Raw genomic sequence first — 12,381 nt, 5'->3', positions numbered from 1 at the left:
AATACTAAAGAGGTTAGCGAATATGATGAAGAAACTCATAATGAGCATGTTAGTTGCCGCACCAATGTTGGTCGCGTCAAGTGCATGGGCTGCAACACCGCAACAAGCACTAAGTAGCCGTCTTGATAAAGTGAATGCATTTAGCGCTAACTTTACTCAAAAAGTCACCAGCCCTGATGGTGAAGTTTTAGTGAATGGTACTGGCGATTTATCGATTAAGCGCCCAAATTTATTTCGTTGGAAAACAAAAACACCCGATGAAAGCCTATTAGTTTCAGACGGTAAAACGGTATGGTATTACAGCCCGTTTGTTGAGCAAGTAACAGCAATGTGGCTTAAAGACGCCACAGAGCAAACGCCATTTGTATTATTAACGCGTAATAGTGCAAGTGATTGGTCGAAGTATAATGTTGCCCAATTAGTGGATACCTTTACTTTAACGCCAAAAGACAAAACCTCATCAATGGATAAATTCGTGGTCACGGTATCAAAAGCGGGTGATGTACGTAATTTTTCTGTGGTTGAAACTGATGGACAACGCAGTCAGTATGTCTTGAGCGATTTTAAACGCACGACACCTGCTGCCAGTTTATTTACCTTTACGCCACCCAAAGGTGTTGAGTTAGATGACCAACGTAACTAATTGTTATTGAATTAAATTATTATAAAAGGTGGCGAATGAGCCACCTTTTTCTGTCTTAGGGGAGTCATTATATTGAATAATCTCAGCCTAGATTTTTCCTCAGATTTTAGACCTTTGGCAGCAAGAATGCGGCCACGTACGGTAGAGGAATATATTGGCCAACAACATATTCTTGGTGAAGGTAAACCACTGCGTCGAGCCTTAAAAGCCGGTCAACTGCATTCGATGATTTTGTGGGGACCACCAGGAACAGGTAAAACAACCTTAGCTGAAGTAGCTGCTAATTACGCTAATGCTGAAGTAGAGCGAGTATCTGCCGTGACTTCTGGCATTAAAGATATTCGTGCTGCGATAGATAAAGCGCGTGATAATAAAATGGCAGGCAGACGCACTATTTTGTTTGTTGATGAAGTCCATCGGTTTAATAAAAGTCAGCAAGATGCGTTTTTGCCACACATTGAAGATGGTACTGTTACTTTTATTGGTGCCACTACTGAAAACCCCTCGTTTGAGCTTAACAATGCACTGTTATCCCGTGCGCGGGTGTATAAATTAAAATCCCTTGAAGATAATGAAATTCTTGAAGTGATCGAACAAGCGCTAATAGATAAAGAACGTGGTATTAGCGAAACTAATTTTGTGTTTGTTGGTGAAGTAAAACACCAATTGGCTGAATTTGTGCGTGGTGATGCACGAATGGCATTGAATTATCTTGAACAGTTGATTGATATGGCTGAAGAAGATGATCAGGGTATTAAACAAATTACCGTTGAATTATTAGCAGAAGTGACGGGTGAAAAGGTTGCTCGGTTTGATAATAAAGGCGACCTTTGGTACGACATGATTTCTGCAATACATAAATCTATTCGTGGTTCAAACGCGGATGGTGCGTTGTATTGGTTTGCGCGAATGCTGCAAGCGGGTTGTGATCCACTGTATGTTGCGCGGCGATTATTAGCCATTGCATCAGAAGATATTGGTAATGCTGATCCGCGTGCAATGCAAGTGGCGGTGTCGGCATGGGATTGTTATACCCGTGTTGGTGCTTATGAAGGTGAACGCGCGATAGCCCAAGCAATTGTTTATTTAGCGTGTGCTGCCAAAAGTAATGCAGTGTATGTTGCGTTCAATCTTGCAAAAGCAGATGCGAGTGAATTCCCTGATTTTGAAGTACCGCCACATTTGCGTAACGCACCCACCAAACTGATGAAAGAATTGGGTTATGGTGACGGTTATCGTTATGCTCATGATGAACCGGGTGCTTATGCCGCTGGTGAAGTGTATTTGCCGCGTGAAATTCGTGATCGGGTTTATTATCAGCCTTCAAAACGGGGCTTAGAGATAAAAATATCAGAAAAGTTGGATTATCTTGCTTCTTTAGATGCAAAAAGCCCGCTAAAGCGCTACCAATAATAAGGCTTTTTGGGTATCGTTAAGTGATTGGCAATAATTCGTTATTATTGCCTCCCAACTATAACTATTTTAATAAGAAATGCCTAAATAACGCGCATTTCAGACTATTAAGAGCACAGGATTAGCATGCTAGATTCTAAATTACTTCGAACTGAGCTGGATGAAACAGCTGCAAAACTCGCGCGTCGTGGTTTTAACCTTGATGTAGAAACTTTACGCAACTTAGAAGAGCAACGTAAGTCTCTTCAAGTAACAACAGAAGAGCTTCAAGCACAGCGTAACTCGCGATCGAAGTCGATTGGTCAGGCAAAAGCGAAAGGTGATCACGCTGAAGCTGAACGTATTATGGCTGAAGTCGGCAACCTAGGTTCTGAGCTTGATGATGCTAAAACAGCATTAGTTGAGCTTCAAGGTCAACTTGATACTATTACTCAAATGGTACCAAATATTGCTGATGACTCTGTACCAACGGGTAAAGATGAGTCAGAGAACGTTGAAGTTTTACGTTGGGGCCAACCAAAATCGTATGACTTTAAAGTTCGAGATCACGTAGATCTTGGCGAAATGGCTGGTGGTTTAGATTTCGCAAGTGCAGTGAAAATCACTGGCGCACGTTTCATCGTAATGAAAGGTCAATTTGCTCGTCTACACCGCGCAATTGCACAGTTCATGCTAGATCTTCACACTGAAGAACACGGTTACACAGAAATGTATGTACCGTACCTAGTGAACGCTGACAGCCTATTTGGTACAGGTCAATTACCTAAATTTGGTGAAGATCTATTCCACACGCAACCGCTAACAGAAAAAGTGAATGATGAAGAGCCTCGTGTGCTTTCATTAATTCCAACAGCGGAAGTGCCTGTAACTAACATGATGCGTGACACCATTACTGATGAAGCAGATTTGCCAATCAAGATGACTGCACACACACCATGTTTCCGTTCAGAAGCCGGTTCTTACGGTCGTGATACTCGCGGTCTTATCCGTATGCACCAGTTCGACAAAGTTGAGCTAGTTCAGATCACTCGCCCTGAAGATTCAATGGCAGCACTTGAAGAACTAACAGGTCATGCTGAGAAAGTGCTACAACTTCTAGAGCTACCTTACCGTAAAGTGGTACTTTGTACTGGCGATATGGGCTTTGGTTCTTGCAAAACTTACGACTTAGAAGTGTGGGTTCCTGCTCAAGAAACTTACCGTGAGATTTCTTCATGTTCAAACATGTGGGATTTCCAAGCACGTCGTATGCAAGCGCGTTTCCGTCGTAAAGGCGAGAAGAAGCCTGAGCTACTGCACACACTAAACGGTTCTGGTCTTGCTGTTGGTCGTACTATGGTTGCTATTCTTGAGAATAACCAAGAAGCAGATGGCCGTATTATGATCCCTGAAGTACTTCGTAAGTACATGCGTAACGCAACGCACATTGGTTAATCACTGATACTGTAATAAGCATGTAACTTAAAAACCCAGTCGATAAGGCTGGGTTTTTTTATGGAAGAAAGATAGAGATGGTTTTGGCTTATTTTAAGCGGCCTTTGTTTTGTTGGAATATTTATTATGTTTTTTATCAGATATGCTCGTTAAATATAAGATATGCATGTAAAATACTGCTTCGTTAACTTTTAAGTTTTTTGTTAGGGATAATTATATGCCGCATCAGCATTACGACACATTAGTTAAACAACTAGCAATCATAGTTATTAATAAACCTCATGCTGCTATAGCTGTTGAAAATACATTGCATCTTTTAGAGCGAGAGTTACATAATTATAAATCACAACATCGTATAGATGAGATAACCACTCAAGAATGTATTGGTCGCATGGATAATACGTATAATAAATTTTGTTGTAAGCTACGACGTTAATTTTAATATGTAATAGAGGTCGTTAAGCGACCTTTGTTATTTCCTCATCCCTAAATATAAATTACATAATTGTTATACATGCTAGGAATATTGGCATGTTGATTGTGTATAATTATGCTCTTATGCCATATACGGTTTAAATCAACGGATGAGTAATTCAAGTAATGAATAAGAACATTTATAAAACAGTATTATTTTCCCTTTTAGTCAGTTCACAATCTGTTTATGCAGAACAAGTCGATATTACAATTTTAGGTACATCAGATCTTCATGGGCGATTTATTCCTTGGGATTACACTACCGATAAACCTAATTTATCCGGTAGTTTAAGCCAAATAGCGACAAAAGTTGGCGAGTTAAGAAAGCAAGATCCTGAAATTATATTGGTCGATGCGGGTGATGCGATTCAGGGCAATAATATCGAAACTTTTAAAAACGATCCCATTAGCCCAATGATGTTAGGCTTTAATCAGTTGAAGTATGATGCCTATGTGTTAGGTAATCATGAATTTGATTTTGGTTTAAAGGTACTTAAAAATACCATTACAACGTTTAACGGTACGCCACTCGCCGGTAATATTTTCCATAATGCAACCTCTCCTTTTTTACCGTCTTATAAAATTGTTGAACGTAAGGGTGTCAAAATTGGCATCATTGGTATGGATACCCCAATGATCGCGGCTTTTGCTAATGGCAGTGATCGCTTGCAAGATCTGACCTTTAGTAACCCAAGTCTGGAAGTTAAAAAAGTTATTACCCAAATTAAAGATAAAACCGATGCCATCATTTTAGTGGCGCATATGGGTATTGATAACGAAAATAACATTGCCGATACTGGCGTAGGTGATATTGCACGTGCCAACCCAGAGTTAGCCGCCATTGTTGCGGGTCATATGCACGTTAAAGTAGATAAGGCGATGATCAATGGGGTTATTATTACTGAACCGTATAAATATGGTCGCGCGTTATCTCGCATTGATTTGAATTTCAAAAAAGATGCACAGGGTAAATACACTCTAATCAGTAAAGATAGCTTCACTTACAATATGAATAAATTACCATCAGATCCAACGATGGAAACTATCTTTAAGCTTTATCATCATAAGCTTCAGCAAGATGCTAATAAAGTTATCGGCCAATTAGAGGGTCAAGATCTGGTGCCGAAAAATACCATTAAAGGCATTCCTGATAGCCAATTGCATGACACTGGATTAACGTCGCTTTTCCAAGAAGTCGGTTTTTATTTTGCTCCGCAAGCCAATGTTATTGCGGTTCACCTTGATAATATGAATCCATCGTTACCTGTCGGCGATATTAAAGTTAAAGATATTAACTTTAACTATGAATATGCAGGTGGTGAATACACGGTTTATGAAATGACAGGGAAAGATTTAAAAACCTATATGGAATGGTCAGCGGGGTATTTCAATAGTGTTAAACCTACTGATCTTACTTACAGCTTTGATGCTAAACGTCGTTCATCAAAATACAGTACCCACGACATTTTCGGTGGCGTCACTTACCAAATTGATTTAACCAAAGCGGCAGGTCATCGTATTACCAACCTTAAAATGAACGGTAAACTGATTACGGATGCACAAACTATTAATTTAGGCATGAATAGCTACCGTATGGGACATTTAACGAAAAAAGGTGGGGTACTTGAAGGCCATAAATTTAAGGTGCTGTTTGATTCAAAAGCCCATTACGGCACTGAAGCTGGCACAGTTCGTCAATTAACCATGCGTTATATTCGTGATGTTAAAAAAGGCCATATTACAGGTAAAACTGAAAATGATTGGTCGGTTATTGGCTTATCAACCTCTAAAGCTGATCAACAACGTATCGCTAAACTGGTTAATAGCGGCAAGGTTGCATTACCAAGTATTGATAATGGTCGTTACACCAATACTGCGGCATTAACAGAAGCGGATTTAACCCGTAATACGCACTAATTCATCCATTGCGTTTGCTGGTTGTATTATATTAAGTACACTACAAAGGGCATATCATGTGCCCTTTATTTATTCTTTCTATGTTGCTGTCTTTCTTCTATAAGTCCCATAATTTCATCGATATTTAATACCGTCCAATAGACCTTGTAAAGAATAATGTCTTTATTGTTTTTGATTTTTGTAGAAAATATTTATAACTTATTTATTAAAAATAGAATAATTTTCTATAAATTATTTTAATTATAGATGTAAATGAAATTTATTTCCCTAATAATATCTCTATACTGTAATACATTATTATTGCGCCACACTGCAATGATTTACAATTATTATTAATGAGGGATCACTATGAATTCAAAGTTACTCACTATCTTTCTTTTTGTTTCTGTTTGCTTAATTTGGGGAACCACTTGGTTCGCTATGGAAGTCGCATTGAATTCTATTCCCCCTATTTTTGCCACCGCGCTACGCTTTTTACTGGCAGCCCCTTTACTCGTGGTCTTGGCAAAAATCCTCAACCAACCATTGTTATTTCCTAAAGGTAAGCGTCGATGGTTGTTTATTGTCGCACTGATGTACTTCGCGATTCCGTTTACGCTGATGATCTTTGGTGAGCAATACATATCTTCTGGTTTAGCATCAATAATCTTCGCCAATATGCCCGTCGCAGTAATGTTAATGTCAGGTCTGTTTTTGAGTTTAAGATTGGCAAAGCATCAAATATTAGGGTTAATTACAGCTGTTGTTAGCTTGTGTTTAATTCTTGCAAATGAAATGCAAATGGGCAGCGATGATTATCTTATTGGTACTGTTTGCTTAGGTGTTGCTGTTGCTATGCACGCTATTATGTATGTGTTAGTTCAAAAGCACTGCAAAGGCATTGAAGTGCTAACTTACAACGCACTACCGAGCTTCATCGCTTCTCTATTTTTATTTGCAGTTTCAGCTGTGAGTGAAAACGTAAACGTTGAAGCATTCACGTGGGATTCAATGTCAGCGGTTGTTTACCTTGGCTTTGTCGCGAGTGTTGGCGGTATTGTTGCGTATTTCAAACTGGTGCAGGTATCAACCCCCTTTCAAGCGTCTATATGCTTTCTGATTTTTCCTGTAGTGGCGTTACTGATTTCTAGCTATATCAATGGTGAGGCGCTGTCTCAACAATCATTGCTCATGATGCTACCTCTTCTTGTGGGTATTTTATTGACTAAAGTACCTAAAGGTATTTTCAAGCGGCGTTCAGCTTTAAAAGTAGTGCACAACAACTAAGATTGATCGCCTGCGGTTGGTTAGTTTCGAGTCTTGAGGTAGCGAGATGAAAAGCATGCGTTGTTGTTGATTGTATATGGTGCTAAATATTATTAAATGCGTATTGTGGTTTATTACAAACGTGATTTATTATTCACGCATACAATTTATCAAAATACGACGCAATTGGTGCTTTGGGTATAAATAGAGACTTGAAGTGAGTAGTGCGGATTAAATATATTTTTTAAGAGGTATTGGTTATTGAAATTTTATTGATTTTTGGTTTGATTTTATTTGTTTATGTAAGTTTAGCGTCTTTAGCTTGGATTAATGCGAAAAGAAGGAATGCACTTTATTGGAGTGATATTTGCTTACCAATAGTATTGCTGTTGGTTTGGACTTGTTTGGTTTCTGTTGGATATGGACATCAAAGTTTGAGCCATCTAATTGAAATTCCAATACTATTAATGGTGAGTGTTATTTTTCTATATGTTCGTGTTTTCATTGTTGATCGTTATCGAGGACAGTTTAAGCAAAACTCATATATTATTTTAGGTTTGGGTGTTTTATTGGTTTTATTATTGCGAACATTTATGCCATTTTTAGCTGAATAAAAAAATTTGATATTAAATACCGCTTATAGTGGCGGTATTGCGATGCTTAAAATCCTAATTAGTCATTATTGTTATCGTCAACATACGAACTAATACCTCGCCATTTCTTAAAGTGAATGCCAAGCCTTTCTCTCGCCCTTTATTGCAGTTAATACCAAGCCCCAACCCCGTCATTCCCTATAGTGAGGTTACGAACGAGATAGGGAATCTACTGCCCGCGCGTTGTAGAGTCAGTGTTTTGGGTGGGATTCTAGCGTATTTTCACTGGCGTCTTTTGGGCTCAATCACGCGGTGAGTAGATCACGGATAGCCTCGTGCCTCGACTTCCGAGATGTGAATAATGGGCTAAGTGAATGCCAAACTAACCCCGTCATTCCCTACAGTGAGGTTACGAACGAGATAGGGAATCTACTATCCGCGCGTTGTAGGGTTAATTTTATCTTTTTAGGGCTTCTGTCCGTTAAATATCACTAAATGTGTATTGTCGTTATTGTTAACCTGAGCAACAAAATAACAACGTGATGTTTTAGCTGATTTTTACGGATAAAACTTATCAAAATAAGACCTAATCGATACTTTTTGTATGAATTGAGATCGCGTAGTACGGATTAGATGCATACTATTAAATACAGCCGTTTTTAGAGATACGTCATACTAGGTGTCGAGTGATCGGTATTTGTGGTCTTAAAATCGTTTCTAGGGGCTGTTTAACGGGTATTTGGGTTATATCAGACTGATAAGCTATTTATGGCGACCTTTGTTGTATTTGGGCGTTACAGCGTTACAGCGTTACAGCGTTACAGCGTTACAGCGTATCTGTCGGATCAAATACAACCAAGATTACAAAGTTAATTATTAATCACGGATTATACTTCTTGAATTTCATATTCTATTGCATTGTTTGATCAAACATTTTTATAAAGGTAATACATGGGGAAGAAAAGTAGAATAAAAAAAGAACGTAGGGAATTAAAAGAAGCAGGTTTGACGAAAGATTTCCTAAATAAATTAATATCAATCGATGGGTATAATGAGCCTGTATATAGGTTTTTTCCTGAAAAATGGCAGGCTGAAGCTTTATGTCAGGGAAATATTTGGATAAGTACTCTAGAAACATGCCGTGAATATGAAGACCCATTGCAAGGTGATTCTGGAGAGGCTACTCAAACATATAATTCGGGATCTATATCAGGTGGTAGTTCTGATAGGGGTTTTGTCGAAATGGCAGCTCGTAGCGGGGTACACATAGGTGAAGGATGTTCTAATATCTCAATTAGTGAGTGTACTAATATTCAACGATTACCTGATGCATACGTATTGTGTACAACAAAAGAGTTTTCTCCTGAAAAATTATCAGATACCTTTGGGCAATATTGCGTAAAGATTTCTAATCCAGCTCTTTTTTTCAAACGAGCTTCTATTGCTTTAAATAAACACAAAAAAATTAGGGAGGGTGGCATAGGATTAGTTCAATATAAGGGAAGGGAATATACAGGATTGCAAAATCCACCAGGTCCTATTGGATTTATAAAACCAAGTGATCAATATTCATCTCAAAATGAATTTAGACTTTTATGGATACCAGAGTTTCATAATGACATTGAACCATTTCTATTAGAATGCCGAGAAGTTTCTGAACTTTGTAGTCAAGTTAGTTATATGAATTAACATAATTAAGAAGTCGCTTAGGCTGCCTTTCTTATCTTTGGACGTTACCGCATATCTGTTAGTACGCATAAGTATATTAACTGTTAAATACCGCCCAATTTGAGGCGGTATTTTTGTATGCGAGGTAGATTTATTTTAAATCTAAGGCGTAAGGTCGCTTATCGCTGCCTTTGTTGTATCTGAACGTTGCCACGTATCGGATCACATAAAATACTTTTACATTAAATGATTACCATTTAAATATGTTGTACAACAACAAAATAGGCACTAAAAGCCGCGTAAATCTTTATGGAAGTATCTGTTCTTGAAGCTTTTCTGCTTTGTTAATATCTTCAGCTGACATGTGTTGTTTTATATCTTTTATCTCAGAACTGGCATCGTAACCATTATTTTCTGCAATATTATACCAAGCTAAAGCAGTACTGAAATTACTGTATGTTCCATGTCCATTACGATACGAATACCCAACCATATATTGACTATATTCATTACCTTGCATGGCACCTTTCATGAAATAACTTAATGACTTCTTATAATCAGTCTTGTTAAATCCGCATTGAGCTTTGTAGTCGGTATAGTAATAAATGTCACCCAGTTTGGCATAAGAGCGAGTGTGATTATCCGTATTTATTGCTTGCTCGAGGAGTTTAATTGCATGAGCACAGTCTTTTTTAACACCTTCACCGTTAAGGTAAGAGAGGCCTAAATTATACATCGCACTGGCATCCCCTTGTTCGGCTGATTTTTTGAACCATAGGGCTGCTTTAGTATAGTCTTGTTTGACACCTTGACCGTCGTTGTATGAAAAAGCCAATTGGTACATAGCATCGTTGTATCCCAATTTGGCAGCTGCAAGATAATACTTATTGCCTCTTTTGTAATCCTGTTGAGTACCTTCACCATCAAAGTACATAACACCTAAGCTATAAAGCACATAAGGATCTTGTTTTTGTTCTAATTGGTGATAAAGCTTGAGTGCTTCTTTGTAGTGACTATCTTCGTAATAGTAATCAGCTAGAGTTAGTGTTGCTTTAGGGTGATTTTTTTTTGCAAGCAGAACAAGGTATTTTATACCCTGTTCAATATTTTCTTGCATCATTGATTCTGATATTAAAATATTTGCTGCGTTGTAAAGAACTTCTGCATTAGCCGATGTCTCAGCTTTTTTAATAACAGTTAGATCTTCTTGAGTATATTCGTCGGCGCTTAAATCATAGGCAAAAGAAGGAGCAGAAAGGACAAGAGATATTCCTGTAGATATTAGAGTTTGACGATAGTTCATTATAATAATTCTATTTTGTTTTGTAGTTGAATTATAAAGCTATTCTGATTGTTTAAAAGATTATGAATAGAATTAATCTATGGAATGTGATCGTTGTACAATTATATGAGGTGTTTCGTTTTATGCGTGATCAATATGATTTTTCCAAACTAAAAAAAAGGGCACTTTACGTGCCCTTGAATATGGTATTCGCAAGTTTTTACTCGTTGTTATGATTTTGGTGCTTGCGGTTGAGGATTCGGATGGAAACGAACCACTTCATCTTCTGTCGCTGCTAGTGGATCATTGAAACGTTCAATATCCATTTCACCTTCAGATTTAGCAACAATACAGGTTACGACACTATCACCCGTGATGTTAACGGCGGTACGTACCATATCAAGTAGACGGTCAACACCCATAATCAATGCGATACCTTCAACAGGTAGACCTACTTGGTTAAGTACCATTGCAAGCATAATCAGACCAACCCCAGGAACACCTGCCGTACCGACTGATGCCAATGTTGCGGTTAGAATAACCATGATGTAATCATTCATCGAAAGGTCAATATTAAACGCTTGAGCAATAAATACCGTTGCCACACCTTGCATGATGGCGGTGCCGTCCATGTTAATGGTTGCACCAAGGGGAACCGTAAATGAGGCAATCTTGTTATTAACACCTAAACGCTTAGTGGCCGTTTCCATTGTAACGGGAATGGTTGCATTGGATGATGCGGTTGAGAACGCAAACATTACAGCATCTTCCATTTTCTTGAAGAACGTAATTGGGCTCAAACCGGTAAATATTTTTAGCATTACGCTATAAGTGACCAATGCATGCAGTAATAGAGCAGCGACTAAGACGAGGAAGTAATTAATTAAGCTAAAGATCGCATCTAAGCCTAAACCTGTGAACAATTTCGCCATTAAGAAGAACACACCGTATGGGGCAATATTCATTAATAATGCCACCAGCTTCATGATCACTTCATTTAAATCGGCAAATACTGCTGCCAGACGTTCACCTGGTTTGCCAGCGGCACTGATTGCGATACCAAATAAAACGGCAAATACAATAATCTGTAAGGTATTACCATTTGCCATTGCGCTGATTGGGTTGGTTGGGAACATGCCCACAATAACGCTACCTAGCGATGGTGCTTCTTTAGATGCAAATGTTGTTGCAGCACTTAAATCGGCCCCTGCACCTGGTTGGAAGATATTTGCCATGGTCAGCGCAAGGGTAATGGCTAAGGCTGTAGTGGTGAGATAAAACGCTAAGGTTTTACCACCAAGGCGGCCAAGTGTTGCTAAATCTTTTAATGAGCTTGTACCACAAACCAGTGAGACAAAAACCAGAGGTACAACGAGCATTTTTAAGCTGGCAATAAAGATTTTGCCACCAACATCAAACAGGCCATCTACGATGTAGTTATTAACAAAAGCGACATCAGCAAAAAGGGAACGGATCATAAATCCTGTCAGAATACCTAAAACCATACCGAGTATAACTCGGCCAGTCAGTGACATTTTTTTCTTTTCTGTGGTCATTAATATTTATCCTTAATATTTATTTCTCTCTGTCCATCGATTATCAGAGTGCGTTCGAAGAGTAGCAGTTATTTGTCTGTTAACGTGAAGTAATAATTGTTATTAACTGCTAAAATCTGCGTTAAGTCACAAATTTTATACTGATTTAATGTTTAT

Annotated in this window: 10 protein-coding genes; 8 read left to right on the top strand and 2 right to left on the bottom strand. The window is 38.3% G+C overall.

Annotated features, from left to right (window positions below; all coding sequences use genetic code 11):
- Positions 1-22: 22 nt before the first annotated feature.
- From lolA to GLP24_RS05695, 8 genes are all read left to right on the top strand, one after another.
- Positions 23-643 (top strand): outer membrane lipoprotein chaperone LolA, encoded by a 621-nt coding sequence (lolA, locus tag GLP24_RS05730; RefSeq protein WP_232575192.1) that lies wholly within the window; start codon positions 23-25, stop codon positions 641-643.
- Positions 644-715: 72 nt separating this feature from the next.
- Positions 716-2,056: a replication-associated recombination protein A gene (locus GLP24_RS05725; protein WP_232615672.1), complete on the top strand. Its 1,341-nt coding sequence runs from the start codon at positions 716-718 to the stop codon at positions 2,054-2,056.
- Positions 2,057-2,182: 126 nt separating this feature from the next.
- Positions 2,183-3,490 carry a serine--tRNA ligase gene (serS, locus tag GLP24_RS05720; RefSeq protein WP_101768683.1) on the top strand — a complete coding sequence of 436 codons (1,308 nt, stop codon included), beginning with the start codon at positions 2,183-2,185 and terminating at the stop codon, positions 3,488-3,490.
- Positions 3,491-3,707: 217 nt separating this feature from the next.
- Positions 3,708-3,926 carry a hypothetical protein gene (locus GLP24_RS05715; protein WP_101768684.1) on the top strand — a complete coding sequence of 73 codons (219 nt, stop codon included), beginning with the start codon at positions 3,708-3,710 and terminating at the stop codon, positions 3,924-3,926.
- A 164-nt stretch (positions 3,927-4,090) separates the two neighbouring features.
- Positions 4,091-5,881 carry a bifunctional metallophosphatase/5'-nucleotidase gene (locus GLP24_RS05710; RefSeq protein WP_232615671.1) on the top strand — a complete coding sequence of 597 codons (1,791 nt, stop codon included), beginning with the start codon at positions 4,091-4,093 and terminating at the stop codon, positions 5,879-5,881.
- A gap of 348 nt (positions 5,882-6,229) precedes the next feature.
- Entirely contained in the window at positions 6,230-7,147 is a 918-nt protein-coding gene (locus GLP24_RS05705) for a DMT family transporter (protein ID WP_045031295.1), read from the top strand.
- 233 nt (positions 7,148-7,380) lie between these two features.
- The gene (locus tag GLP24_RS05700) at positions 7,381-7,740 is read left to right on the top strand and encodes a hypothetical protein (protein ID WP_152653097.1); all 360 of its coding nucleotides are present in this window, start codon (positions 7,381-7,383) and stop codon (positions 7,738-7,740) included.
- 930 nt (positions 7,741-8,670) lie between these two features.
- Positions 8,671-9,408, top strand: a complete 738-nt coding sequence (locus GLP24_RS05695) for a hypothetical protein (protein ID WP_232615670.1) — start codon at positions 8,671-8,673, stop codon at positions 9,406-9,408.
- Positions 9,409-9,694: 286 nt separating this feature from the next.
- On the opposite strand, the gene GLP24_RS05690 is transcribed toward GLP24_RS05695, so the two are convergent.
- Both GLP24_RS05690 and GLP24_RS05685 read right to left on the bottom strand, forming a co-directional pair.
- Positions 9,695-10,690, bottom strand: coding sequence for a tetratricopeptide repeat protein (locus GLP24_RS05690; RefSeq protein ID WP_101768995.1), 996 nt, complete (start codon positions 10,688-10,690; stop codon positions 9,695-9,697).
- Positions 10,691-10,899: 209 nt separating this feature from the next.
- A complete protein-coding gene (locus GLP24_RS05685) occupies positions 10,900-12,225 on the bottom strand; it encodes a dicarboxylate/amino acid:cation symporter (RefSeq protein ID WP_232615669.1) in 1,326 nt (441 codons plus the stop codon).
- Positions 12,226-12,381: the final 156 nt, after the last annotated feature.

Source organism: Photobacterium carnosum (assembly GCF_021236965.1).
In the GTDB taxonomy this organism is placed as follows: domain Bacteria; phylum Pseudomonadota; class Gammaproteobacteria; order Enterobacterales; family Vibrionaceae; genus Photobacterium; species Photobacterium carnosum.
This window is presented reverse-complemented; position numbering and strand designations above follow the sequence as displayed.